Below are 25,773 nucleotides of genomic sequence, written 5' to 3'. Positions count from 1 at the left end.
GACCCGAGGAGGGCATCGTGCCGGGGGAGGGGAAACGCGCTCGTACCGCGGTAGGAGGAGGGGACGCGGGGCGGCGGGCGCGCCGGACGGACGGAGGCGCGGCGCCGGGCGGTGCCGGGGCAGCGGGGCACGGGGAGGGCCGCACGCCCGGAGCCGGACGGGGCGTCGGGAGGGGCGGGCTGGCCGGGGCCGCCCGTTCACGCCTCCCGGAGCAGGTCCTCGCGGCCCACCAGCCCGGCGCGGAACGCGAACAGCACCGCCTGCACCCGGTCGCGGGAGCCGGTCTTGGCCAGGACGTGGCCGACGTGGGTCTTGACCGTGGGCATGGACAGCACGAGGCGCTCGCAGATCTCCGTGTTCGTGTACCCCAGCGCCACGGCGACGAGGACCTCCTGCTCGCGCGGGGTCAGCGAGGCGACGGCGCGGCGGGTGTCCCCGTCGATCGGGGCCGGGCGGGAGGACGGGCCGCCCAGCAGCGGGCGCACGTGCCCGAGCAGCCTGCGCGTGGAGCTGGCCGAGATGACGGAGTCGCCCCGGTGCACGGTCCGCACGGCCTCCAGCAGCTCCTCGGGCGGGGTGTTCTTGAGCAGGAAGCCCGCGGCCCCGGCCTCCACGCCCTCGACCACGTACTCGTCGGTGTCGAAGGTGGTGAGGATGACGACGCGGCAGTCCGCCCCGGAGGAGACGAGGGAGCGCGTGGCGCTCAACCCGTCCGTGCCGGGCATCTGGACGTCCATGAGCAGGACGTCGACGGGGTCGGAGTGCTGCCGGGCGAGGGCCTGGGCCCCGTCGCCCGCCTCCCAGGCCACGGTCAGGTCCGGCTGGGAGTCGATGACCATCGCCATGCCCGCCGTGAACAGCACCTGGTCGTCGGCCAGCCCCACGCGGATCACGCCTCCTCCCAGGGGACCACCGCGCGCACCCGCCAGGTGCCGGTGGCGTCGTCGGCGCCGACCTCCAGGGTGCCGCCGTGCAGGCCCACGCGCTCGCGCATGCCGACCAGGCCGTGGCCGGGGCCCCGCCGAGCGCCGTCCGGGACCGCCCCGGCGGCGGAGGGCTCCCCCGCCGGGGAGGAGCCTCCGACGGGAGGGGGTGTTCCGGTGCCGGAGGGGCTTGCGGTGCCGACGTGCCTCCCGATGACGGCGCGTCTTTCGGTGCCGGAGGAACCCGCGGGGATTGAGGGGCCCGCAGGCGTGGTGAGGGCCGCGGGTACGGCCTCGCGGACGGAGTTGGCCACGTCGATCCCGACCCGTCCGGGCGACCACGTCAGCTCGACCCGCACGGCGGCGGGTCCCCCGTGCTTGAGCGCGTTGGCCAGCGACTCCTGCACCACGCGGTAGACCGTCAGGGACGCGGTCGCGGGCAGGGTCGCCGGGGCGCCGGCGTCCGCCCGGCCGCCGCGCGGGGCGGCCGGGGACCCGTGCTGGACCAGGCGGATCCGCAGACCGGCGCGGCGGTACTCCTCCACGAGGCCGGGCAGGTCGCCGACCCCGGGGGCCGGGGCGGCCCCGCGCTCCTCGCCGTCGCGCAGGACGCCCAGGAGCTGGTGCAGTTCCGCCGCCGACTCGCGCCCCACCTGGGCGACGGTGGCCAGGGCGGCCACCGCGCGCTCCGGGGCGGCCTTCGCGGCGTAGCGGCCGCCGTCGGCCTGGGCGACGATGACGTTCAGCGAGTGCGCGAGGATGTCGTGCATCTCCCGGGCGATGCGCGTCCGCTCGTCGAGCGCGGCCAGGCGCACCTCCTGCTCCCGCTGGGTCTCCAGCAGCCGGGCGTGCTCCACGACGCGGGCGAACTCCTCGCGGTTGCGCCTGCGGAACGCTCCGAGCAGGGAGAACAGCGCGACCGCCGTCCACGCCGAGAAGACGCTGTTGAGGCGCATCCCCGGGTCCGTCGACAGAGCCTCGGCCGGAACGCCGAGCACCCCCCACGCCGCCCCGGCCAGGAGCAGGACGAACCCGGCCACCCGCCACGGGCGCGGGAGTTCGGCCTGCACCGTGTAGGCGGCGACCAGGGCGCTGATCAACGTCGCCGCGGTCAGGTGCTCCAGCCACAGGATGTGGCACGCCAGCAGCACCGCCAGGGCGGCCAGGGCCGGGAGCGGGCGGAAGCGGCGCAGGGCCAGGGCGGCGCAGCACCCGGCGGTCATACCGAGGTAGGCCCACGACTCCGCGGTGTGCCACCCCGACACCGGCAGGGACACCGCCGACAGGCCGAACCAGACCGCCGCGCAGAACGCGTCCACGGCGAGAGCGTGCCCGCGCGCCCAGAGCGCGGCGCGGTCCAGCAGGGAGCGCGGGGACAGGTCGGTCATCCCTCCACGATAGGGACGCGGAGGCCGCCGGGCCTCGTGCCACGGCATGAGACCGGGGCGTCCGAAAGGCGGTCCCGTGGCCCCCGGATGTCGTCGAAGGGCAGGTCAGGGGGTATGGCGTGTCCACGGGCCCGCTCCCGGAGGGCGCCTATCCTGGGGAGCGCCCGCGACGCGGCGGGCGCACTCCACCCAGGGAAGCGAGACATGAACGTACTGCTCACCGGCGGTGCCGGGTACATCGGCTCCCACACGGCGGTCGAACTCCTCGAAGCCGGGCACGAGGTCGTGGTCGTGGACCTCCTCTCCAACAGCCACGAGGAGGCCCTGCGCCGTGTCGAGCGCATCACCGGGCGCACCGTCGCCTTCCACCGGGCCGACTGCGCCGACCCCGGGGCGATGCGCCGGGTCTTCGCCGAGCACCGCGTCGACGCCGTCGTCCACATGGCCGGGCTCAAGGCCGTGGGGGAGTCGGTGGAGCAGCCGCTGCGCTACTACCGCAACAACATGGACGCCCTGTTCACGCTCATCGAGGTCATGGACGAGCACGGCGTGCGCGACCTGGTGTTCAGCTCCTCGGCCACCGTCTACGGCGACCCCGAGCAGGTGCCGATCACCGAGGACAGCGCCCTGTCCGCCACCAACCCCTACGGCGCCACCAAGCTGTTCGCCGAGCGCGTCCTCCAGGACACGGCCGCCGCCGACCCGCGCTGGCGGATCACCGCCCTGCGCTACTTCAACCCCATCGGCGCCCACCCCAGCGGCCTGATCGGCGAGGACCCCCAGGGCGTCCCCAACAACCTCTTCCCCTACGTCGCGCAGGTCGCCGCGGGCCGCCGCGGGCGGCTGAACGTGTTCGGCGACGACTACGACACCCCCGACGGCACCGGCGTGCGCGACTACCTGCACGTGGTGGACCTGGCCCAGGGGCACATGGCCGCCGTGGAGCACCTCGCCGACGCGCCCGGGTACCGCGTGTACAACCTGGGCACCGGGCAGGGCACCTCCGTCCTGGAGGGCCTGCGCGCCTTCGAGCGCGCCACGGGCGTCGCGGTTCCGTACGCCGTGGTCGGCCGCCGCCCCGGCGACATCGCCGTGTGCTACGCCGACCCCTCGGCTGCCGCCCGCGACCTGGGCTGGAAGGCCGTGCGCACGGTGGACGACGCCTGCCGCGACGCGTGGCGCTGGCAGTCGGCCAACCCCGCGGGCTTCACGGCCTGAGCCCCGGAGGGAGCCCCCGGCGGCCCCGCCGCGCGTGCTGAGCCGGACCGCACACGGGCGGGGGGCCTTCCGGACGTGTGCAACGCCCTAGACTGGGCGGACATCCCTGTACTTCCTGCGGAAGGTCCTCCGTCGTGTCCGTTGGTGCTGAGAGCACGTTCGACACCGTTCTCGTCGTCGACTTCGGCGCGCAGTACGCGCAGCTGATCGCACGCCGGGTCCGCGAATGCCACGTGCACAGTGAGATCGTGCCCTCGACCATGCCCGTCGAGGAGATGCTCGCCAAGAAACCCAAGGCCATCATCCTCTCCGGCGGACCGTCGTCGGTCTACGCCGAGGGGGCCCCGAACCTGGGCCCCGAGCTGTTCGAGACCGGGGTGCCCACCTTCGGCATCTGCTACGGCTTCCAGGCGATGACCCGGGCCCTGGGCGGCACCGTCGCCAGGACCGACCTCAGTGAGTTCGGCCGCACCGAGCTGTCGGCGGTCACCGACTCCCTGCTGTTCGCCGGGATGCCCGCCGAGCAGCTGGTGTGGATGTCGCACGGCGACTCGGTGGTGGAGGCCCCCGAGGGCTTCGCCACGACCGCCAGCACCGCGGGGGCCCCGGTCGCCGCGTTCGAGCACACCGGCCGCAACCTCTTCGGCGTCCAGTTCCACCCCGAGGTCCTGCACACCGAGCACGGCCAGGAGGTGCTGCGCCGCTTCCTGTACGAGGGCGCCGGGTGCCGCCCCACCTGGACGATGGTCAACATCGTCGAGGAGCAGCTGGAGCGCATCCGCGAGGACATCGGCGACAAGCGCGTCATCTGCGCGCTGAGCGGCGGCGTGGACTCCGCGGTGGCCGGCGCGCTGGTGCAGCGCGCCGTCGGCGACCAGCTGACCTGCGTCTTCGTGGACCACGGCCTGCTGCGCAAGGGCGAGGCCGAGCAGGTGGAGAAGGACTTCGTCGCGATCACGGGCGCCAAGCTCAAGGTCGTGGACGCCGAGGAGCGGTTCCTGTCCGCCCTCGCGGGGGTCTCCGACCCCGAGGAGAAGCGCAAGATCATCGGCCGCGAGTTCATCCGCGTGTTCGAGCAGGCGGCCCGCGAGGTCGTCGCCGAGAGCGGCGAGACCGGCGCCGAGGTCGAGTTCCTGGTGCAGGGCACCCTCTACCCCGACGTGGTGGAGTCCGGCGGCGGTACCGGGACCGCCAACATCAAGTCCCACCACAACGTGGGCGGCCTGCCCGACGACCTCCAGTTCACGCTGGTGGAACCGCTGCGCGAGCTGTTCAAGGACGAGGTGCGCAAGGTCGGCGAGGAGCTGGGCCTGCCCGCCGAGATGGTCTGGCGCCAGCCCTTCCCCGGCCCCGGCCTGGGCATCCGCATCATCGGCGAGGTCACCCGCGAGCGCCTGGAGATCCTGCGCGAGGCCGACGCGATCGCCCGCGAGGAGCTGACCCGCGCCGGACTCGACCGCGACATCTGGCAGTGCCCGGTGGTGCTGCTCGCCGACGTGCGGTCGGTGGGCGTGCAGGGCGACGGGCGCACCTACGGCCACCCGGTCGTGCTGCGCCCGGTCAGCAGCGAGGACGCCATGACCGCCGACTGGTCGCGCGTGCCCTACGACGTGCTGGCCAGGATCTCCAACCGCATCACCAACGAGGTGCGTGAGATCAACCGGGTGGTGCTGGACGTGACCAGCAAGCCCCCGGGCACCATCGAGTGGGAGTAGCCCCCTTGGGGGAGTGAACCCGGAGGGCGGGCCCCCCGAGGAGACGGACGGGCCCGGGGTGACGACGCGTCGTCACCCCGGGCCCGTCCGTTCGTCTTCGCGGCGCCGTCCCGGGCACCGGTCGTCCACAGGCGCGAACCGGGGGTGGCGGAGCGGGGCGCCGACGCGGTGTCCTGGATACAGGGGGGCTCCCCACCCCGGCGGCACGGTGCTGCCCTGCGACAGGCGCGGCCCGACCCCGGTCCGGGGCTCAGTCCACGATGTGCTCGATGTTGATCTCCGTGGCCTCCGCGCCCGTCCGGTGGTTGAGCACCAGCGTGCGCGGGTCCATGTCGTCGCGGAGTATGAACACCAGCTCGCCCCCGGCGGCGACCCCGGGACTGATCCCGGCCGGGTCCCACAGCGGGGCCTCGACCTCGCGCACGGACGGCGCCTGGGCGTTGACGGGCTCCCCGCTGGTCGTCATCTGCTGCGCCGTGTGCTCGAACCTCACCAGTTCGTCGCTGACGTTGAACAGCTCCAGGTCCACCACGCAGTACTGGCCGGTCGAGGGCAGCTCCGAGCGGATGTTGTGCTCGGTCAGGCCGCAGCTGACCCCGCGGATCCGGTACTCGACCATGCGGTCGGCCGAGGCGCCCGACATCCCGCTGGGCACCTCGCCGGGCGCCTCCTCCTCGTCGGCGCCGCCGGGGGACTCGTCGCCGGGCGCGGGCTCCTGCGGTTCCTGGGCGGAGCCGGTCTGCCCGGAGGAGTCCCCCTGGGAGTCGCCGTCCCCGAAGAGCGACCAGTCGCTGAGGTTGGTCAGCACGGTCGCCATGACGATCAGGGCCGCCAGCAGCGCCACGGCGCCCAGCACCAGGGCCACGACCGTCCCCTTGCGCCGGTTGGGCGCGGCGGGCTGGTGCGGTGGCGGCGGCACCGGCGGAACGTAGGGCTGCGGACCCCGGCGGCCCGCCTGCTGGTCGGCCGGGGGGACCATCGGGATCGGCCCGGTCGAGGCCGGGTGCGGCGCCTGGGCGGGGCCGGGCACGGGCCGGGACTGCTGCACCGGGCCGCCCTGGGGCTGCCCGCCCGGGGCCTGGACCCCGGGGGCCTGGTGCACCTGCTGCGCCTGGCCCCCCGGCGGGGGACCGGCCGGATGGCCCGGCGGCGGCCCCTGCGGGCGCGGGTAGTTGCCCGTCTGGTGCGCGGGCGGGGGCATGGGAGCGGGCGGTGAGCCCTGGTACTGGCCGGGCGCCGGGTGCCGCATGCCCGCCATGGTCTGGTGCGGCCCCTGCTGGGGGCGGGGCATGCCGTGCGGGGGCATCGGGGGCAGGTTGGGCCGCCACGACTGGTGCAGCGCGTGGGACACCATGTCGTTGGGGTTGCTGTTGTCCTCGCCGCCCGCCAGCTCCAGCAGCAGGTCCTGGGCGGTGGGGCGGCGGCCCGGCTCCTTGGCCAGCGCGCGCGTCACCAGGCGGTCCAGGGGGCTGATCAGGTTGCCGATCTGGGGTTCGGCGAACAGCACCCGCTTGCCCAGCGTCATGGCGTCGCCGTTGCCGAAGGGGTGGGTGCCGTTCCCGGCGAAGGCCACCAGGCAGCCCCAGGCGAAGATGTCCGCCGAGGTGGTGACCTTCTCCTCCAGCAGCTGCTCGGGCGCCATCCAGCCGGGGCTGCCCATGACGATGCCGGTCTGGGTGTGGTTGGTGGCGGTGTTCATCGCGCGGGCGATGCCGAAGTCGATCACCCGGGGCCCCGAGAGCGACAGCAGCACGTTGGCGGGCTTGAGGTCGCGGTGGACCAGCCCGGTGCGGTGGATGGCGGCCAGGGCGGCCGCCACGCCCAGCGCGAAGCCGTGCAGCGTCGAGGAGTCCAGCGGACCGTTCTCGGCGATGTGCTCGGCCAGGGCGGTGCCCGCGATGTACTCGGTGACCATGTAGGGGCGGTTCTCGAACGTCCCGTGGTCGAGCACCTTGGCGGTGCAGAAGGAGGCGACCTTGCGGGCGTTCTCCATCTCGTCGCGAAAGCGCGCCCGCGTCGCCTCGTCGAAGGCGAGCTCCGGGCGGATGACCTTGATGGCTACCTGGTTGTTGCGCTCGGGAGTGCTGCCCAGGTAGACGGTTCCCATGCCGCCGCTACCCAGTTTCCCGGACAGCACGTAGGGACCGATGGTGGCCGGATCCCCGGCGGCCAGCGGTTCCAGGTTCTTCGGGAGCCCATCCGACGGCAAGCGACCCTCCCCGACGGTGTCCAAACTCCGCCTTGCCCCAAGGTAGCGGTGTTTGTGCCCGGATTCCCACTCACGGGCCTGATTGGGCCGTTCTGGGGGCGGGCGGAAACTGACATGACAGTGGTGACGATCCCCGAACCGCGTCCGAGGTTCCCGTTTTCCTCTGACGGCGTACGCGCCGACGGGAGGCGGTGAACACACCGGAGCCCCCGGAGGGCACTGTGTTCACGCAAGGTGGGGGTTCCTTTACGATTGGGGACTCGTGACCGTTAATACCACCGTAACCGTGCGGGTCCCCGCGAAGGTGAACCTCCAGTTGGCGGTGGGGCCCAGACGTGAGGACGGGTTCCACGACCTCGTCAACGTGTTCCACGCCGTCTCGCTGTTCGATGAGGTTACCGTCCAGGCGGCTTCCTCGCGCCGACCGAGCCCGCCCGGCGGTGTCGGATCGGCGGCCGGGGCCTTCGCCGGACTGACCGCGGGCGGCGCGCTGGGATCCCACCTGTCCCGGGTGCCCCTGGACGGCTCCAACCTGGCCGCGCGCGCGGTGACCCTGCTGGCGGAGCGGACCGGCCGGGGCCTGCCTGTCACGGTCCACCTGGACAAGAGCATCCCGGTGGCGGGCGGCATGGCCGGGGGCAGCGCGGACGCCGCGGCCGCCCTGCTGGCCTGCGACCGCCTGTGGGGATGCGGCCTGCCGCTGGAGGAACTGCTCGGATACGCGGCCGACCTGGGCAGCGACGTCCCCTTCGCGCTGCTGGGCGCCACCGCGGTGGGCATGGGGCGCGGGGAGATCCTGCGGCCGATGACCAGTCCGGGAAGGTTCCGCTGGGTCTTCGCCCTGTCGCCGCACGGCCTGTCCACGGCCAGCGTGTTCGCCGAGTACGACCGCATCCGCCCGGACGCCCCCGAGCCCCTGCTGGACCGGGTGCTGGCCGACGCGCTCGTCGGCGGCGATCCGGCGGCCCTGGGCGCCGCGCTGACCAACGACCTCCAGGAGGCCGCGCTCTCGCTGCTGCCCGAGCTGGAGCGCACCCTCAAGACCGGCGCCGGTGCGGGGGCGCTGGGCTCCCTGGTGTCGGGGTCCGGTCCGACCTGCGCCTTCCTGGTCGGCGGCGGTGACGAGCGGGAGTCGGTCGTCGCGGAGCGGGAGGCCGCGGTGGTGGCGGCGCTGGAGGGCAGCGGGCTGTGCGAACAGGTCGTGACGGCGTACGGGGACGTCCCCGGAGCCACCGTCCTGTGACCTAAATCACTTCTGACTTTCCTGGCGGGAGGGGGCCCGCGCCAGTTGACCTCAATCATTGTTGAGGTTCAACACTGGTGGACATGACCACCGCAACCGCTCTCTCGCGCTACGCCGATCTGCCGGCCCTCATCGGACTCATGGAGGGTGACGAGAAGCACAACGGAGCGGCCCACTCGACACTCGACATCGTGTGGGTGCTCTACGACCGTGTGCTGTCCGTCACCCCCGAGACCGCCGACGACCCCGCACGGGACCGGTTCCTGCTCTCCAAGGGGCACGGTCCCGCCGCCTTCTACGCCGTGCTCGCGGCCAAGGGCTTCCTGGACGTGCCGACGCTGCGCGGCTGGACCGCCTTCGACTCACCGCTCGGCCACCACCCGGACCGGCTGCTCGTGCCGGGCGCGGAGATCGGCAGCGGGTCGCTCGGCCACGGGCTGCCCCTGGGCCTGGGCAGCGCGCTCGGCCTGCGCGCCCAGAGGGTCCGCCGCTCCGACGGGACCGAACCCCGCGTCGTGGTGCTCGTCGGCGACGGCGAACTCGACGAGGGCAGCAACCACGAGGCCATCGCGGTCGCCGGACGGCTCGGCGTGGACAACCTCACCGTCGTCGCCGTGGACAACGCCTCCGCCAGCCACGGGTGGCCGGGCGGGATCGGCGCCCGCTTCGCGATCGAGGGCTGGGAGGCCCGCGACGTCTCCGGCCGCGACCACGACGCCCTGTACGGGGCGCTCACCCGGCCCCACCCCGGACGGCCGCTGGCCGTCGTCGCCCGCGTCCGTTCCTAGGAGAGCCCCATGCGTGACACCTTCGCCGCCACCGTCAACCGCGCCATGGACACCGACCCCCGCCTGGCCGTCGTCCTGGCCGCCATCTCCACGGGCATGTTCCGCGGAGCCGCCGCCCGCCACCCCGGCCGCGTGATCGACATGGGCATCCGGGAGCAGGCCATGATCGGCGTGGCCGGGGGGCTGGCCCTGACCGGGATGCGCCCGGTCGTGCACAGCTACGCGCCGTTCCTGGTGGAGCGGCCCTTCGAACAGCTCAAACTGGACCTGGGCCACCAGGGCGTGGGCGCCGTCCTGGTGAGCATCGGCGGCTCCTACGACGCCGCGGAGGAGGGGCGCACCCACCAGGCCCCCGGCGACGTGGCGCTGCTGGACACCCTGCCGGGATGGACCGTGTACGCGCCGGGGCACCCCGACGAGGCGCGCGCCGCCCTGGAGGCCGCCCTGCCCGGCGAGGACCGCGTGTACGTGCGCCTGTCGGGGACCTCCAACCGCGCGGCGATGCCGTTGGACGGACGCCTCGGCGTGGTGCGCACGGGCTCTCCGCGCTCGGCCGGGGTGGTGGTGGCGGTCGGGCCGATGCTGGACCGGGTGCTGGAGGCCACCGCCGACCTGGACGTGACGGTCGCCTACACGGCCACCGTGCGCCCCTTCGACCGCGAGGGGCTGAGCACGCTCGTCGGCGCGGCGGGCAACGCCGACGTGCTGGTGGTGGAGCCCTACCTGAGCGGGACCTCGGCGCACGAGGTCGCTGCGGCGCTGGCCGACCGGCGCCACCGCCACCTGGGCCTGGGCGTGGCACGGGACCGAGAGGTGCGCGCCTACGGAACCCCGGCGCAGCACGCCCAGGCGCACGGACTGGACACCGAGGGCATCGCCAAGTCCGCCCGGGCCTTCTTCCTCGTGTGACCCGCTTGCCGGTGTGACCGGCCTCCCGGCGTCGGGCCCGCGCGCACGAAGGCGCGGACCACCGGCGCGCGCGGGCCGGCGGTCCACGCCTCCGGCCCGCCCGACGGCGCGGGCCCCGCGTCCCGGCTCCCGCCTCCACGGCGGGCGGGACGATCACCCGGACCCGCCCGGGGCCCTGCGTGGTGCGGCCCCGGGCGCCTCCTCTACTTGACGGCGCCCATCGACAGGCCGCGCACCAGCTGGCGCTGGGCCGCCCAGCCCACCACCACGATGGGCAGCGACGCCATGACGGCGGCCGCCGCCAGCTGCGCCACGAACAGTCCCTCGCTCGTGATGAAGCCGGTCAGGAACACCGGGACGGTCGCGGCCCGGGCGGCGGTCAGGTTGACGGCGAAGAAGAACTCGTTCCAGGCGAAGATCATGCAGATCAACGCGGTCGCCGCGATGCCCGGGGCCATCACCGGCATCATCACCGACCACAGCACGCGCGCCAGCCCGGCGCCCTCCACCCGGGCCGCCTCCACGATCGCCTTGGGCACCTCCAGGAAGAACGACCGCAGCATCCACACCGCGATGGGCAGGTTCATCGCCGTGTACAGCACCACCAGGGTCCACACGTTGTCCAGCATGGACAGGTGCGCGGCGGCGACGTAGATCGGCACCACGACCGCCACCACCGGCAGCATCTTCGTCGAGATGAAGAAGAACAGCACGTCCTGGGTCCGCTTGACCGGGGCCACCGACAGCGCGTAGGCGGCGGGCAGCCCGAGGATCAGCACCAGGAGCGTGGACGCCAGGGTGGCGATCGCCGAGTTGCCCAGGTACGGCAGGAAGTCCGCGCCCAGGACGGTGGTGAACCGGTCCAGGGTCGGCTGGAAGAAGAGGGTCGGCGGGTCGGTCGCGGCCTGGTTCTCCTCCTTGAACGCGGTCAGCACCAGCCACAGCACCGGGAACACGAACAGCAGTCCCACGGCCCACGTGAACACGGTCAGGGCGGCGCTCCCCAGCCGGGCCCGGGAGCGGCCGGCCCCGCGCGGCGCGCGTGCGGCGACGGCGCCGCCCGCGGCGCCCGCGGGTCGTTCGGGGGCTCGGGCGGTCACGATGTCGCCTCCTGTGCGTTCATGAACGTGCGGAAGATCAGCCGCAGGGCCAGCGTGGCCACGATGATGGTGCCGACCACCACCACGACGCCCATGGCCGCGGACTGGCCGATGTCGAACCCGAGGAAGGTCCGCTGGTAGACGTAGAAGGGCAGGTTGGAGCTGGCGGTGCCCGGCCCGCCCTGGGTCATCATGTAGATCGTGTCGAAGGTGTTGACCACGTAGACCGACCCCAGCAGCACGCCCAGCTCGATGTAGCGGCGCAGGTGCGGCAGGGTGATCCAGGCGAACATCTGCCACCGGGACGCGCCGTCGACCTGGCCCGCCTCCAGTACGTCGGAGCCCTGGCTCTGGAGTCCCGCCAGCACCAGCAGCATCATGAACGGCGTCCACTGCCAGACCAGCGCGGCCACCACCGACAGCACGGGCGCCTGGGAGACCCAGTCGAACGACTCGACCCCGAACGGCGACAGCACGAAGTTCACCAGGCCGAACACCGGCTCCAGCATGATGTGCTTCCACAGCAGCGCCGTGGCCACGGGCAGGATCAGGAACGGGGTGATGACGAGCGTGCGCACCACGCCGCGCCCCCGGAACCTGCGGTCCAGCAGCAGCGCCAGCCCGATGCCCAGCAGCATCGCCACCACCACGCAGGAGGCGGTGATCAGCACCGTGTTCGCCGCCGCGCCCAGGAACTGCCGGTCGGTGAAGACCGCCGCGTAGTTGGCCAGGCCCACCCACGCCTGGGAGTCGGGCCGCAGCAGGTTCCACGAGCGCAGCGAGTACACGACCGTCGCCAGGAACGGCAGCTGCGTGACGACCAGCATGAACACCAGGGCGGGCAGGAGCGGGGCACGGCGGGCCCATCCGCCCCCGCCGCGGCTGCGCCTCGGCCGCTCGGGCGGCGTCGCCGCCGCGGGCGCCTCGCGCACGGGCGCGGTCACAGCGCTCATCGGTCGTCCTCCCTGTAGGTCCCACCGACGACCTCGGCGTACTCCTGGCTCTGTTCGAGCGCCTGCTCGACGGTGATCCGCCCGGCTATGGCCGCGCTCAGCTGCTGGCTGACCCGGGTGCCCAGGTCCTGGAACTCGGGGATGGCGAGGAAGCCGATGCCCTCGTAGGGGACCGGGCGCGTGCCCGGGTCCTCGGGGTCGGCCTCCTGGATGCCCTGGAGCATGGGCTCGGCGTAGGCCCGGGCGACCTCCTGGTACTCGGGGACCTCGAACGTGGAGAGCCGGTTGCCGGGCGGCACCCGCTGCCAGCCGTACTCCTCGGCGACGGTGCGCACGTAGTCCTCGTCGGTCATCCACTCCAGGAACGCCCACGCCTCCTCCTTGTGCTCGGAGGTGGAGGGGATGCCCAGCGCCCAGGTGTAGAGCCAGCCGCCGTAGTCGGTCTCGGCCACCGGCGCCGCGGCGTAGCCGTTGAGCCCGGCCACGGTCGCCGAGTCCGGGTCCTCGATGGTGCTGACCATGGAGGTGGAGTCGTAGAACATGGCCGCCCGGCCCTGGGAGTAGCGGTTCAGGCAGTCCCCGAACCCGCTGTTGGCGGCGCCCGGCTGGCCGTGCTCGCGCGCCAGGTCCACGTAGAACTCGGCCGCGCGCCGGAACTCGGGGGAGTCGATCTCGGCGTTCCAGTCCTCGTCGTACCAGCGCCCGCCGAAGGTGTTCAGGACGCTGTTGAAGGGGCTCAGCACCTCGCCCCAGCCCGCGAGGCCGCGCAGGCAGATCCCCGAGACCCCCGGCTCCACGCCGTCGAGCTCGGCGGCCAGGTCGGCCACCTCCTCCCAGGTGGGGTTGGGCGGCATCTCCACCCCGGCCTGCTCGAACAGGTCCTCGCGGTAGGCGAGGAAGGAGGACTCTCCGTAGAAGGGCACCGAGTACATGTCGCCCTCGTGGGACAGGTCCTCCCTGATGGAGGGGATGAAGTCCTCGTGGTCGTAGCCCTCGGCGGCGTCGATGGAGGGTTGCAGGTTCTCCAGCCAGCCGTACTCGGCCCACTGGCGGGTCTCGTAGTTGCTGATCATGACGACGTCGAACTCGCCCCCGCCGGTGGCCACGGAGGTGGTGATCTTGGCGCGGGCCTCGTTCTCGGGCAGGGACACGAAGTCGAGCCCGATGCCGGGGTGCTCCGCGCGGAACCGCGACTCCAGGGAGATCGCGTCCTGCATCTGCGGGTTGGACACGATCGCGACGGTCAGCCGGACGGAGCCGTCCCCGGAGGGGAGGGCGCCCATCCCGGCGCACCCGGTGAGCAGCAGTCCGCAGGCGGCGACGGCGGTCGCCCGGACGGCGTAGGTGGTGTGCACTTCGCTGCCTTCCCGGGTCAGGCGGTCTCGTCGGGGACGACCTGGACCTTCACCCCGGTGCCCGCGCGCATCATGGCCAGCGCCTCGGGGAACTTCTCCAGCGGCAGGGCGTCGGTGAGCAGCGGCGCCGTGCGCACCGCGCCGCTGCTGATGAGGTCCACGGCCGCCCCGTAGCTGTTGAGCACGGCCATGGAGCCCACGACGGTGATCTCGTCGTTGTAGATCCGGAACGGCGACAACGCCACGCGGGCCGCCTCGTCGGCGACCCCGAAGACCAGCAGGCGCCCTCCCCGCCGCAGCGAGTCGAAGGCCGCCTCGATGGCGGAGGGAGCGCCCGTGACGTCCACCGCGGCGTCGAAGCGCTCGTCGCCCAGCTCGGACGTGTCCGTCGCGGTGGCGGCGGCGCCGAGGTCGGTCGCGATGGCCAGGCGGCGGGTGTTGCGGTCCACCACGGTCACGCGGGCGCCGGAGTTCTGCAACAGCTGCTGGAGGAGCAGGCCCATGGTCCCGGCGCCCACCACCAGGAAGCGCTCGCCGGTCTCCACCCCGATGCGCCGGACGCCGTGGACGGCGCACGAGAGCGGCTCGACCAGGGCGCCCTCGCGCATGCTCACCGAGTCGGGCAGGCGGTAGCAGTTGGCGGCGGGGACGGCCACGTACTCGGCGAACGCGCCGTCCACGGTGTCGCCGATCGCGCCCCAGTTGGCGCACAGGTTGCCCCGTCCGGCGCGGCAGTACTCGCAGTGCCCGCAGAACAGGGAGGGGTCCACGGCCACCCGGTCGCCGGGGCGCAGGTCCCCCGGGGCGTTCTCGCCGACGGCCGTGACGGTTCCGGCGAACTCGTGCCCGGGCACCAGCGGGTAGGGGCTGGGCGGGAACTCCCCGTCGGCGATGTGCAGGTCCGTTCCGCAGATCCCGCAGGCGCCGACCCGGACCACCACGCCGTCGGCGGCGGGGTGCGGGTCGGGGCGGTCCCCCACGGTGACGGAGCCCGGTTCGGTGATGATGGCGGCACGCACGGTTGGGACCTCCCGTAGAGCGCTCATGTGAGCGACATGAGTCACAGATGTTTCGAACATTGAACGCCCATCGGAAACGCGCTGTCAATGGATCGGGCACATTCGAGTACACTCCTGCACGTATGAGCGATCAGCGTGGTGAGGTTCAGGAGGCGGCCCCCAGCGGCCCCGCGGAGATGGTGCGGCTCGCCGCCATCGCCCGCAGGTTCTACCTGGACGGGCGGTCCAAGGTGGAGATCGCCGAGGAGTTCGGCCTGAGCAGGTTCAAGGTCGCCCGCGACCTGGAGACCGCCCGCAGCAGCGGGATCGTGCGCATCGACATCCGCCTGCCCGCCCGGCTGGACGGGGAGCTGTCCGAGCGCATGCGCGCGGCCTTCGGCCTGCGCCGGGCGATCGTCGTGGACGCCCTGGACGACCCGCGGGACACGCGCCGGGCCCTGGGGTCGGTGGCGGCGCGGCTGCTGTCGGAGATCGTGCGGCCCGACGAGGTGCTGGGGCTGGCCTGGAGCAGGTCGCTCCAGCTGATGGGCCTGGACATGGTGGACCTGCCGCGCTGCACGGTGGTGCAGCTCAACGGCGTGCTGTCCGAGCACGCGGAGGGCGGCGGGTCGGTCGAGACGGTGCGCCGGGCGGCCGCGCTCTCGGGCGGACCGGCGTACCCGATCTACGCGCCGCTCATCCTGCCGGACGCCGCGACGGCGGCGACGCTGCGGGCCGACCCGGGCATCGCCTCCGCGTTCGCGCACTTCGACCGCCTCACGACGGCCGTGGTGGCCATCGGGGGCTGGGACGAGCGCAACTCGACCGTCTTCCAGGCGCTGGACCCGGACTCGCGGGCCAGGTACACCGCGCTGGGCGTGTGCGCGGAGATGTCCGCCCAGCTGTTCGACGCCGACGGCCAGCAGGTGCACTCCGACCTGGACGAGAGGGTCATCAGCGTCCGGGCCGACCAGCTGCGCCGGGTGCCCGAGGTGGTGGCGGTCGCCGGCGCCGGGGACGAGGCCAAGGCCAGGGCGATCGGCGCCGCGCTGCGCAGCGGCCTGGTGTCCACGCTGGTGACGGACGACGCCGTGGCCCGGCTGCTGCTCGACGGGGAGCCGGCGGAACGGGAGTGAGGGGTCCGGTCGCCGCCCCGGGGGAGCGGCGGCGGTCAGCGCACCACGGCACTGCCGCCACAATGGAGAGCGATGAATCTGGTCAATCTTCAGGACGTGTCCCTGGCCTACGGGCCGCTCGTACTCCTCGACAAGGTGTCGCTCGGCGTCGACGAGGGTGAGCGCATCGGCGTCGTCGGCCGCAACGGCGGCGGCAAGTCCACGCTCATCTCCGTGCTCTCGGGCATCACCCAGCCCGACTCCGGCCGGGTGGTGCACAACCGCGGGCTGCGCATCGGCTTCCTGCACCAGCGCGACACCTTCCCCGACTCCACGGTCGGGGAGTTCGTCTTGGGCGACCGGGCCGAGCACGAGTGGGCGGGCGACGCCCGCGTCCGCGACATCCTGCGCGGACTCCTCGGCGGCTGGGCCCTCGACACCCCCATGAGCGGCCTGTCCGGCGGCGAGCGGCGCCGCTCCGGCCTGGCCCGGCTCCTGGTCGGCGACCACGACCTCATCGTGCTCGACGAGCCCACCAACCACCTCGACATCGAGGGCATCGCCTGGCTCGCCGAGCACCTGCGCGCCCGTCCCGAGGCGCTCGTGGTCGTCACCCACGACCGCTGGTTCCTGGACGCCGTCACCACCCGCACCTGGGAGGTCGGACGCGGCGCGGTCGAGCGCTACGAGGGCGGTTACGCCGCCTACGTCCTGGCCAAGGCCGAGCGCGAGCGCCAGGCCGCCGCGTCCGAGGAGCGCCGCCAGAACCTCATGCGCAAGGAGCTGGCCTGGCTGCGCCGCGGCGCCCCGGCCCGCACCTCCAAGCCCAAGTTCCGCATCGAGGCGGCCAACCAGCTCATCGCCGACGAGCCGCCGCCCCGCGACACCGTCGAACTGGTCAAGTTCGCCAGCTCCCGGCTCGGCAAGACCGTCATCGACCTCAAGAACGTGTCGGTGGCCGTCCCCGACCGGACCCTGCTCGACCACCTCACCTGGCAGCTGGGCCCCGGCGACCGGGTCGGCCTGGTCGGGGTCAACGGCGCGGGCAAGTCCACCCTGCTCAAGGTCCTGGCGGAGGAGCGCGAGCCCGACTCCGGCACCGTGCGCACCGGCCGGACCGTCAAGCTCGCCCACCTGTCCCAGAACGTCGCCGAACTCGACCCCGCCGCCCGCCCCCTCCAGGCGGTCATGGACGTGCGCGAGCACATCACCATCGGCAAGCGCGACTACACCGCCAGCCAGATGCTGGAGCGGTTCGGGTTCCGCGGGGAGCGCCAGTGGACCCCGATCGGCGACCTGTCCGGCGGTGAGCGCCGCCGCCTCCAGCTGCTGCGCCTGCTCATGGACGAGCCCAACGTGCTGCTGCTGGACGAGCCCACCAACGACCTGGACATCGAGACGCTCACCGAGCTGGAGGACCTGCTCGACGGCTGGCCCGGCTCCCTGGTGCTGGTCAGCCACGACCGCTACTTCCTGGAGCGCATCACCGACCGCGTGCTGGCCCTGATGGGCGACGGCGGCCTGGCCTTCCTGCCCGGGGGCGTGGACGAGTACCTCCAGCGCCGCGCGGCCAGCGCGGGCGAGGCCACCGTGCCGCTGGGCGCCTCCGAGGCCGCCGCGGCCCAGGCCCCGGCGGAGCAGCCCGCGGTGTCGGCGGCCGAGCGGCGCGCCGCGCAGAAGGAGATGCAGCGCGTCGAGCGGCGCATGGACCGCATCGCCAAGCGCGAGGCGGAGCTGCACGAGCTGATGGCCGCCGCGGCCGAGGACTACACCCGGCTCGCCGAACTCGACGCGGAGGCCAAGGCCCTGGCCGTCGAGCGCGGGGAGCTGGAGGAGGTCTGGCTGGAGCAGGCCGAACTCGTCGGCGAGTGAGGCCGTAGTACGGCGTACCGCGAAGGACGCCCGGCCGGAGCATTCCGGCCGGGCGTTCGGTCTCGTGGGCCACCGCGGTTCGCCGGTTCCCACCGTGTCCCTTCTCGCGGCCCCGGGGGCCAGGAGAGGACGCGCGGTGTCGGACCTACGGCTTGACCTCGCGGGTCAGCCTCGACGCCCACGGGCACCAGTGCAGGCCGGGCAGGAAGGCGCCGCCCGCCTCGTCCAGGTGGTCCTCGACGTAGATGGGACTGGCATCGCACACCTCGATCGCCACCTCGAAGAACTCGACGGTCTGGGGGTCGAGGTGGAAGCTGTACTTGGGGTTGTAGGGTTTGGTGTTCTTCCTGAGCCTGCCCATGACATGCACCTCGTGCTCCTCCTCCCCGGAGAGGATGCGGCGCGCGTGGGCGATCTTCTTCTCGTCGATGAGCTCGAAGACGAACTCGGGGCTTCCGTCGTGGAAGCCGTTGAACGCGAAGTAGGCGGTCTGGGCCACGGTGTCTCTCCCTCGATGTCCGTACCGGAGACGGCGGCCTCCACCGCTGTCCGCCAGTCGGGGCGGATTGTGCTGCGTGCAGGAGCAAGCATCCGACGCCGGAGGGCGTCCGGCGGGAGAAACGCCGAGGGCCCGTCAGGGCGTCGGGCAGCGACGGCCAGCAGAACGGGGCATAGCGGATCAGGCGCCCCACGGAGAGCGCGGAACCGGACTGGAGGTAATGCCGCCCCCGACGCGTCCGGAACGGGTCGCCGCGAGGGCGGTGCGCCGACGGTACCGCTGGACCGGGACCCCTTCCTGAGAAAGAATCCGAACCACGGCGGCGTGTGCTCCGAATACGCCGTGAAGCACCGCGCCGCGCGGTGGGCGTCGGCGCCCCGGCAAGCAAGGAGACGAACACGCATGAGCGACCTGGACGAGATCCCGGTGACCCTGATCGACGGACGTGAGACGACGTTCGGCGAGTGGTCCGGCAAGGTGAGGCTGGTGGTCAACGTCGCCTCGCGCTGCGGCTACACCCCGCAGTACGAGCGGCTGGAGAAGCTCCAGAACCAGTACGGCGACCGGGGGTTCACCGTGCTCGGCGTCCCCAGCAACCAGTTCCTCCAGGAGCTCGGCAGCGAGGAGAGGATCGCCGAGTACTGCTCGGCCACCTGGGGCGTCACCTTCCCCATGACGGCCAAGGCCAGGGTCAACGGCAGGCAGCAGCACCCGCTCTACGCGGCGCTCTCCTCGGCCGCGGACGAGGACGGCAAGGCCGGGAAGGTGAAGTGGAACTTCGAGAAGTTCCTCGTCCTCCCCGACGGCGCCGTGCACCGCTTCCGCACCTCGACCGAGCCCGACGACCCCAGGATCACCGCGCTCATCGAGAAGGCGCTCCCCGGCGGCGCGGGATAGCCCAAGCCGCTCCCGCCCGTCCCCCGGCGGCCCGCCCCCGAACGCGGCCGCCGGACCCGCCGGTCGGCCGTTCCGGCCGCCTCAGCCGACCTGCCGGGCGAAGACGGCGGCGATCTCGCGCGCGCCCTCCTCGTTGGGGTGGATGTCCGGGCCCCGCTCGCCGTGGCACATCCACGTCAGGTCGCAGACGTTCTGGAGGTTGGCGGGCAGCCCGGTCTCACTGCCCCGGGGCACCTCCTGGTTGGTGGACTCGAAGACCGCGTCCACCTCCGCCACGTCGATCCCCTCCGCCCGGTAGGCGTCGGCGATCGTCCCGTTGACCTCCAGCAGGATGTCCACCGCCTCCTCGGCCAGGCCCCCGCGCGCCTCGGTCTCGGGGAAGAGCTCCTCGGCCTCCTCCGCCGACGCGGTCGCCTGCTGGGCGGGGTCCCCGTCCAGCAGCAGGAAGGCCAGGAACGGGTTGTAGTAGGTCATCCCGATGATCTGCGTGTCCGGCCCCGCCGCCTCGCGCAGCCGCTCGGCGATCTCGGGGGTCTCCTCCCGGAGCCGGTCCAGGCCCTCCTCCACGCACGCGCGGTCGATGTCCACGTCCCCGGAGTCGGGGGCCTGCCCCTCGGGGGTGTTGATCCCCCGCACGCAACGGGTGAAGTTGTTGGCGCCGATGGTCAGGGTGACCAGGTCCACCTCGCCCCGGTGGTCGGCCAGGAAGGCCTCGGCCTCCTCCAGCTGCGAGCCGTGCTCGTAGCGCGGGTCGCAGCCGGGCAGCCCGCCCTCCATGAAGGTGGTGGTGTCCTCTCCCGCGCACCCCATCCGCTCGTGCCGCAGCTCCGGGCGCTCCTCCTTCAGGGTGCGGTACAGGACGTCGGTGTAGCCCTCGGAGGTCTCCACCGGTCGGCCGTTCCCGTCGGGCTGCACGCCCACGCTGATCGAGTCGCCCAGGGACAGGTAGCGGCCGCCGGAGTCCGCCCCGCCGCCTTCTCCGCCGCCGGAGCCTCCGCCGTCACCGCTCCCGCCACCGCTGCCCGAGCACCCCGCGACCAGCACGGCCGCGGCCGCCACGGCCATCCAACGGACCCGCACGTGTTTCCCCCGAACGATCGACTGCGCGTACCGGGGCTGGACTACCCCGGCACGCGCGGTTCTCACGCGGTACGGCCGTGCGGCGTCCGACACACGGCGGCGGACGCCTCTTCGGGGGCGCGGGGGAGTACGCGCCGGTCAGCGGGCCCGTTCGGCGAGGACGGCGGGTCCGCCGCCCGCCCTGTTCGTGTGGACGCCCGGCCCCCGGGGGGCGGGCACCGCCCGGTCTAGCCCTGCTGGCCCTCGGGGCCCCGGTCGAGGGGCGCCAGGAGGCGTCTGAGTAACGATGCCAGCTGTTCGCGGTCGCCGTCGGCCATCGGCGCCAGCAGGGTCTCCTCGTAGCTCAGGAGCGATCTGAGGGCCGCGTCGATGCGCTCGGCGCCCCGCTCGGTCAGCCGGACCAGGACCCCGCGCTTGTCGGCGGGGTCGGGTCGGCGCCGCACGAGCCCGGCCGCGGCCAGCCGGTCCACCCGGTTGGTCATGGTGCCCGAGGTCACCAGGGTGGCGCGCAGCAGCCGTCCGGGGCTCAGCTCGTACGGGGGGCCGGAGCGGCGCAGCTCGGCGAGCACGTCGAACTCCCAGGGCTCCAGGTCGTGCTCGGTGAAGACGGTGCGCCGGGCACGGTCCAGGTGGCGCGCGAGCCGCGATACCCGGCTGAACACCTCCAACGGCGTCACGTCCACGTCGGGGCGTTCGGAGCGCCACGCCTCGATCAGCCCATCCACCTCATCGCGCATGGGGACAGCTTATCTCTTGACATCAAGATAGTGGGGCGGGTATGCCGTGCACACCCGCCCCACAGGTCACCGGGACCGCCCCGCGTCAGCCCGTTCTGCGCTTGCCCGGGCTCAGCTTCGGCTTCGGCTCCAGGCTCGACAGTCCGTTCCAGGCCAGGTTGACCAGGTGCGCGGCGACCACCTCGCGCTTGGGCCTGCGCACCTCCAGCCACCACTGGCCGGTCAGGGCCCACATCCCCACCAGGGCCTGGGCGTACATGGGGGCGAGCGCCGGGTCGTAACCCCGTTCGGCGAACTCGTCGACCATGATGTGCTCGACCTGGCTGGCGATGTCGTTGAGCAGGCTGGCGAAACTCCCCGTGCCGGAGGCCGCGTGCGAGTCCCGGGTCAGCACCCGGAACCCCACGGTGTTCTCCTCCACGTACCGCAGCAGGGCCAGGGCCGCGTTCTCGATCTTGCTCCGGGCGCCGTCGGCGGAGAGGGCCTCGCCCATCATCGCCAGGAGGGTGCGCATCTCACGGTCGACCACGACCGCGTAGATGCCCTCCTTGCCGCCGAAGTGCTCGTACACCACGGGCTTGGACACACCGGCCCGCGCGGCGATCTCCTCGACGGAGGCCGCGTCGAACCCGCGCTCGGCGAACAGCTCCCGGCCGATCTCCAACAGCTGTTGCCGACGCTCCTTGCCCGTCATGCGCTTGCGGCGCACACGGATCTTCTGACCGCTGTCGGCTGATCCCATGATGGCTACCGATCCTAGACGCTGACCCGTTTGGCGGCGAGTCGCTCGTTGTTGGGCCAGCGGACCTTGGAGGCCCAGCCGAGCTTCTCGAAGACCCAGATGACGCGGGCGGAGATGTCGATCTGACCCTTGAGCACGCCGTGGCGGGCGCAGGTGGGGTCGGCGTGGTGCAGGTTGTGCCAGGACTCGCCGAAGGACGGGATGGCCAGCCACCACACGTTGCGGGAGCGGTCGCGCACCTCGAAGTTCTCCTCGCCGATGGTGTGGCAGATGGAGTTGATCGACCAGGTGACGTGGTGCAGCAGGGCCATGCGCACCAGGCTGGCCCAGAAGAAGGCGGTGAACGCGCCCCACCAGGACATGGTGACCAGGCCGCCGATGAGCGCCGGGGCGCCCAGGGAGAAGACCACGATCAGCCCGAAGAGCTTGTCGACCAGGACGATGTCCTTGTCCTTGAGCAGGTCGGGGGCGAAGCGGCGCGGCGAGGTCTTCTTGTCGTCCAGGTACATCCACGCCATGTGCGCGTAGTACAGGCCCTTGGCGACCGACTTCCAGTCGTCGCCGAAGCGCCACGGCGAGTGCGGGTCGCCCTCGGCGTCGGCGTACTTGTGGTGGCGGCGGTGGTCGGCCACCCACTTGATGACGCTGCCCTCGATGGCCATCGAACCGGCGATCGCGAGCGCGATGCGCAGCGGGCGCTTGGCCTTGAAGGAGCCGTGCGTGAAGTGGCGGTGGAAGCCGACCGTGATGCCCAGACCGCTGATCAGGTAGAAGACCGAGGCGATGGCGATGTCGGTCAGGGTCAGGCCCCAGCCCCAGAAGAAGGGCAGCGAGGCCAGCAGGGCGATCAGCGGCACGAACACGAACGCGAAGACCGTGTAGCGCTCGGCCTTGCCGCGCAGTTCGGGCTCGTACTCGGGGATCGCCTCGCGCTTTGGCTCTGTCGTCTTGGTCGGTAGCTCGGGAGCAGCGGTCATGGGTTCTTCCTCGCTGTCAGGCGGTCAGGCAACGTCGTCGCGGTCAGGACGGCGTCCGAACGGCACCTGAGTGACCGCCGCGACGACCCAACCTATTCCTACGTAACCGTAACCTACGATGCCGTAGGTTTGGCAAGCCCTCCGTCGAAGGCGCTATGTTGGTGGCTGGCGTACGGGCGGTGTGCTCCGCCCCGCGCGTTCCCGGATGATGTAATCGGCAGCATGTGGGGTTTTGGTCCCCATCGTCCAGGTTCGAGCCCTGGTCCGGGAGCTACCCCGGTGTCGCGCGCGCACACGCGCGGGGCGCCGAGCGTCCCCGCGCGACGGACGCACCCCTGCGGACCCCCGCCGAGCGGTGCATCTCACACCGAACCCCCGGAAACCGCCGCCACAGGCGCGGCGCGGCCAACGGCCGCTCACCCCCGCGTCACGCGCCCGTGGGGCGCCGGTGACGCGCATGTATCCTTCCCATGTCGGCCGCTGGTCATCCGACGGCCGCCCGTGCGGCATGCGGGTCGCGCCGCCGAGGGTGAGCCGACATCTCAGCCACCAGCTACCACGAGGGACTCCTCAGTGAGCGTGAACCGTCCGGCTGCCGTCATCGTCCTCGCGGCGGGCGAGGGCACCCGAATGAAGTCGAAGCTTCCCAAGGTCCTCCACGAGCTCAACGGCCGCAGCATGCTCGGCCACGTGCTCGCGGCGGCGCGGGAACTCGACCCCCAGCACGCGGTCGTGGTCGTCGGCCACGCGCGTGAGCAGGTCAGATCCCATCTGGAGGAGATCGCCCCCCAGGCCGCCACCGCGGTCCAGGAGGAGCAGAACGGCACCGGCCACGCCGTGCGCACGGCGATCGAGGACCTGGCCGCCAAGGGCGTCAAGCTCAGCGGCACCGTGGTCCTGACCTGCGGCGACACCCCCCTCCTGCGCGGTTCCACGCTCGCGGAGCTCGTCGCGGCCCACGACGAGGAGGGCAACGCCGTCACGGTGCTCTCCGCGCGGGTACCCGACCCCCACGGTTACGGCCGCATCGTCCGCGACGCCGACGGCGACTTCACCGGCATCGTCGAGCACGCCGACGCCACCCCCGAGCAGCACGCGATCGACGAGATCAACTCGGGCATGTACGCCTTCGACGGCGCCCTGCTGTCCGAGGTCGTCCAGCGCCTGTCCACCGACAACGCCAAGGGCGAGGAGTACGTGACCGACGCGGTCTCCCTGCTGCGCGGCGACGGCCACCGGGTCGGCGCCTGGGCGGCGGACGACTGGCACGAGGTCCAGGGCGTCAACAACCGCGTCCAGCTCTCCGAGGCCCGCCGCGTCCTCAACGACCGGCTGGTCAACGAGCACATGCTCGCCGGGGTCACCGTCGTGGACCCCGCCACCACCTGGATCGACGCCCAGGTCACCATCGGCCGCGACACCGTGATCGAACCGGGGACCCGGCTGCTGGGCGCCACCTCCGTCGGCGAGGACGCCGTGGTCGGCCCCCGCGCGGACCTGAGGGACACGGTCGTCGGCGCGGGCGCCGCGGTGCGCGAGACCACGGCGGACCGGGCCGAGATCGGCCCCGGGGCCTCCGTCGGCCCCTACACCTACCTGCGGCCGGGCACCCGCCTGGCCGAGCGGTCCAAGGCCGGAGCCTTCGTCGAGGTCAAGAACTCGAACGTCGGCGCCGAGTCCAAGATCCCGCACCTGACCTACGTGGGCGACGCGGACATCGGCGTGGGCAGCAACATCGGCTGCTCCTCGGTGTTCGTCAACTACGACGGGGTCAACAAGTCCCGGAGCGTCATCGGCGACCACGTCAGGATCGGCAGCGACAACACCATCGTCGCCCCGGTCCGCGTGGGCGACGGCGCCTACTCCGGGGCGGGGACCGTGGTCCGCGACGACGTGCCGCCCGGTGCCCTCGCCGTTTCCGAGGGGCACCGCCAGCGCAACGTCGAGGGCTGGACCCGGCGCAAGCGCCCGGGCACGCCCTCCGCCGAGGCGGCGGAGCAGGCCGATCGGCACAGAGCCGACGACAAGCAGTGACTGTGGGGGAGAAACACGTGACCGGGATGAAGGCCACCGGCCAGAAGAACCTGATGCTCTTCTCGGGGCGCACGCACCCGAGCCTGGCCGAGGAGGTCGCGAAGGAACTGGGGATCGACGTGGTCCCCACCCGGTTCGACACCTTCGCCAACGGTGAGATCTTCGTCCGTTACCTGGAGTCGGTGCGCGGCTCGGACGCGTTCGTCATCCAGTGCCACTCCGACCCGATCAACGAGTCCATCATGGAGCAGCTGATCATGGTGGACGCGCTCAAGCGCGCGTCCGCCAAGAGGATCACCGTGGTGACCCCGTTCTTCGGCTACGCCCGGCAGGACAAGAAGCACCGCGGCCGCGAGCCCATCTCGGCCCGCCTCATGACCGACCTGTTCCGCACCGCGGGCGCGGACCGGATGATGGCCGTCGACCTGCACACGGACCAGATCCAGGGCTTCTTCGACGGCCCGGTGGACCACCTGTTCGCGCTGCCGATACTGGCCGACCACATCGCCGGCCGGGTCGACCAGTCCGAGATCACCGTGGTCTCCCCGGACGCGGGCCGGGTGCGCACCGCCGACCGCTGGGCGGACCGCCTCGGCGCCCCGCTGGCGATCATCCACAAGCGCCGCGACCCGGACGTGGCCAACCAGGTCCGGGTGCACGAGGTCGTCGGTGAGGTCAAGGGCCGCGTCTGCGTGCTGGTGGACGACATGATCGACACCGGCGGCACCATCGTCAAGGCCTCCGAGGCCCTGTTCGAGCAGGGCGCGGCCAAGGTCCTGGTGGCCGCCACGCACGGCGTGCTGTCCGGTCCGGCGGCCGAGCGCCTCCAGAACTCGCGGATCTCCGAGGTGGTCATCACCAACTCGCTGCCCGTTCCGCAGGAGCGCTCCTTCGAGAAGCTGACCCAGCTCTCGATCGCGCCGCTGGTGGCCCGCGCCATCAGCGAGGTCTTCACCGACGGCTCGGTCACGAGCCTGTTCGAGTAAGCGGGGCTCGCGCCCCTTCGCCCGGACCTCCCGCG

At 72.6% G+C, this 25,773-nt stretch carries 22 protein-coding genes; 10 read left to right on the top strand and 12 right to left on the bottom strand.

The features are described 5' to 3' along the window. Positions 1–197: 197 nt before the first annotated feature. The gene (locus EV372_RS06280; protein ID WP_130395224.1) at positions 198–893 is read right to left on the bottom strand and encodes a response regulator transcription factor; all 696 of its coding nucleotides are present in this window, start codon (positions 891–893) and stop codon (positions 198–200) included. Continuing rightward, positions 890–2,311 (bottom strand): histidine kinase, encoded by a 1,422-nt coding sequence (locus EV372_RS06275; RefSeq protein WP_130395223.1) that lies wholly within the window; start codon positions 2,309–2,311, stop codon positions 890–892. The genes EV372_RS06280 and EV372_RS06275 overlap by 4 nt, the downstream gene beginning before the upstream one ends. A gap of 204 nt (positions 2,312–2,515) precedes the next feature. Between EV372_RS06275 and galE the strand changes: the two genes are divergently transcribed. Further along, on the top strand, positions 2,516–3,529 hold the full coding sequence (galE, locus tag EV372_RS06270; RefSeq protein WP_130395222.1) for a UDP-glucose 4-epimerase GalE: 1,014 nt from the start codon (positions 2,516–2,518) through the stop codon (positions 3,527–3,529). A gap of 134 nt (positions 3,530–3,663) precedes the next feature. Next, positions 3,664–5,244 (top strand): glutamine-hydrolyzing GMP synthase, encoded by a 1,581-nt coding sequence (gene guaA / locus EV372_RS06265; RefSeq protein WP_130395221.1) that lies wholly within the window; start codon positions 3,664–3,666, stop codon positions 5,242–5,244. Between the two features lie 250 nt (positions 5,245–5,494). Here the strand turns inward: guaA and EV372_RS06260 are convergent, their stop codons facing one another. Next, positions 5,495–7,453, bottom strand: a complete 1,959-nt coding sequence (locus tag EV372_RS06260) for a serine/threonine protein kinase (protein WP_130395220.1) — start codon at positions 7,451–7,453, stop codon at positions 5,495–5,497. Positions 7,454–7,715: 262 nt separating this feature from the next. On the opposite strand from EV372_RS06260, the gene EV372_RS06255 reads away from it, so the two are divergent. The 3 genes from EV372_RS06255 (at position 7,716) to EV372_RS06245 (ending at position 10,393) form a co-directional block, all read left to right on the top strand. Further along, the gene (locus tag EV372_RS06255) at positions 7,716–8,696 is read left to right on the top strand and encodes a 4-(cytidine 5'-diphospho)-2-C-methyl-D-erythritol kinase (RefSeq protein ID WP_130395219.1); all 981 of its coding nucleotides are present in this window, start codon (positions 7,716–7,718) and stop codon (positions 8,694–8,696) included. Positions 8,697–8,779: 83 nt separating this feature from the next. Further along, entirely contained in the window at positions 8,780–9,484 is a 705-nt protein-coding gene (locus tag EV372_RS06250; protein WP_130395218.1) for a thiamine pyrophosphate-dependent enzyme, read from the top strand. Positions 9,485–9,493: 9 nt separating this feature from the next. Further along, positions 9,494–10,393 (top strand): transketolase C-terminal domain-containing protein, encoded by a 900-nt coding sequence (locus EV372_RS06245; RefSeq protein ID WP_130395217.1) that lies wholly within the window; start codon positions 9,494–9,496, stop codon positions 10,391–10,393. A gap of 203 nt (positions 10,394–10,596) precedes the next feature. Here EV372_RS06245 and EV372_RS06240 read toward each other — a convergent pair whose 3' ends face one another. The 4 genes from EV372_RS06240 to EV372_RS06225 are packed head-to-tail and all read right to left on the bottom strand — an operon-like array spanning position 10,597 to position 14,820. Then, entirely contained in the window at positions 10,597–11,493 is an 897-nt protein-coding gene (locus EV372_RS06240) for a carbohydrate ABC transporter permease (RefSeq protein WP_130395216.1), read from the bottom strand. Beyond that, entirely contained in the window at positions 11,490–12,446 is a 957-nt protein-coding gene (locus EV372_RS06235) for a carbohydrate ABC transporter permease (protein ID WP_130395215.1), read from the bottom strand. The genes EV372_RS06240 and EV372_RS06235 overlap by 4 nt, the downstream gene beginning before the upstream one ends. Then, positions 12,443–13,801: an ABC transporter substrate-binding protein gene (locus tag EV372_RS06230; RefSeq protein ID WP_130395214.1), complete on the bottom strand. Its 1,359-nt coding sequence runs from the start codon at positions 13,799–13,801 to the stop codon at positions 12,443–12,445. Before EV372_RS06230 ends, EV372_RS06235 begins: the two co-directional genes overlap by 4 nt. A 17-nt stretch (positions 13,802–13,818) precedes the next feature. Next, the gene (locus tag EV372_RS06225) at positions 13,819–14,820 is read right to left on the bottom strand and encodes a zinc-dependent alcohol dehydrogenase family protein (protein ID WP_019609784.1); all 1,002 of its coding nucleotides are present in this window, start codon (positions 14,818–14,820) and stop codon (positions 13,819–13,821) included. 176 nt (positions 14,821–14,996) lie between these two features. Here EV372_RS06225 and EV372_RS06220 point away from each other — a divergent pair, with 176 nt between their 5' ends. After that, complete coding sequence (locus EV372_RS06220; protein ID WP_130398787.1) at positions 14,997–15,935, top strand: sugar-binding transcriptional regulator; 939 nt, start codon at positions 14,997–14,999, stop codon at positions 15,933–15,935. 72 nt (positions 15,936–16,007) lie between these two features. Beyond that, on the top strand, positions 16,008–17,786 hold the full coding sequence (locus tag EV372_RS06215) for an ABC-F family ATP-binding cassette domain-containing protein (RefSeq protein ID WP_130395213.1): 1,779 nt from the start codon (positions 16,008–16,010) through the stop codon (positions 17,784–17,786). Positions 17,787–17,931: 145 nt separating this feature from the next. On the opposite strand, the gene EV372_RS06210 is transcribed toward EV372_RS06215, so the two are convergent. After that, complete coding sequence (locus tag EV372_RS06210; protein WP_130395212.1) at positions 17,932–18,285, bottom strand: BP74-related protein; 354 nt, start codon at positions 18,283–18,285, stop codon at positions 17,932–17,934. Between the two features lie 402 nt (positions 18,286–18,687). Between EV372_RS06210 and EV372_RS06205 the strand changes: the two genes are divergently transcribed. Continuing rightward, a complete protein-coding gene (locus EV372_RS06205) occupies positions 18,688–19,182 on the top strand; it encodes a glutathione peroxidase (protein WP_130395211.1) in 495 nt (164 codons plus the stop codon). An 81-nt stretch (positions 19,183–19,263) separates the two neighbouring features. Here the strand turns inward: EV372_RS06205 and EV372_RS06200 are convergent, their stop codons facing one another. The 4 genes from EV372_RS06200 to EV372_RS06185 form a co-directional block, all read right to left on the bottom strand. Beyond that, the gene (locus EV372_RS06200) at positions 19,264–20,247 is read right to left on the bottom strand and encodes a GDSL-type esterase/lipase family protein (protein ID WP_130398786.1); all 984 of its coding nucleotides are present in this window, start codon (positions 20,245–20,247) and stop codon (positions 19,264–19,266) included. 242 nt (positions 20,248–20,489) lie between these two features. Then, positions 20,490–20,999: a MarR family winged helix-turn-helix transcriptional regulator gene (locus EV372_RS06195; protein ID WP_019609779.1), complete on the bottom strand. Its 510-nt coding sequence runs from the start codon at positions 20,997–20,999 to the stop codon at positions 20,490–20,492. An 85-nt stretch (positions 21,000–21,084) separates the two neighbouring features. After that, positions 21,085–21,741: a TetR/AcrR family transcriptional regulator gene (locus tag EV372_RS06190; RefSeq protein ID WP_130395210.1), complete on the bottom strand. Its 657-nt coding sequence runs from the start codon at positions 21,739–21,741 to the stop codon at positions 21,085–21,087. Between the two features lie 14 nt (positions 21,742–21,755). After that, complete coding sequence (locus EV372_RS06185) at positions 21,756–22,718, bottom strand: acyl-CoA desaturase (RefSeq protein WP_130395209.1); 963 nt, start codon at positions 22,716–22,718, stop codon at positions 21,756–21,758. 573 nt (positions 22,719–23,291) lie between these two features. Here EV372_RS06185 and glmU point away from each other — a divergent pair. Beyond that, on the top strand, positions 23,292–24,752 hold the full coding sequence (gene glmU / locus EV372_RS06180) for a bifunctional UDP-N-acetylglucosamine diphosphorylase/glucosamine-1-phosphate N-acetyltransferase GlmU (protein ID WP_130395208.1): 1,461 nt from the start codon (positions 23,292–23,294) through the stop codon (positions 24,750–24,752). Between the two features lie 17 nt (positions 24,753–24,769). Then, positions 24,770–25,738 carry a ribose-phosphate diphosphokinase gene (locus EV372_RS06175; protein ID WP_130395207.1) on the top strand — a complete coding sequence of 323 codons (969 nt, stop codon included), beginning with the start codon at positions 24,770–24,772 and terminating at the stop codon, positions 25,736–25,738. Positions 25,739–25,773 lie beyond the last annotated feature (35 nt).

The organism is Nocardiopsis sp. CNZ308 (assembly GCF_004217075.1).
The sequence above is the reverse complement of the archived record's forward strand: the minus strand, read 5'-3'. Positions and strand labels throughout refer to the sequence as shown.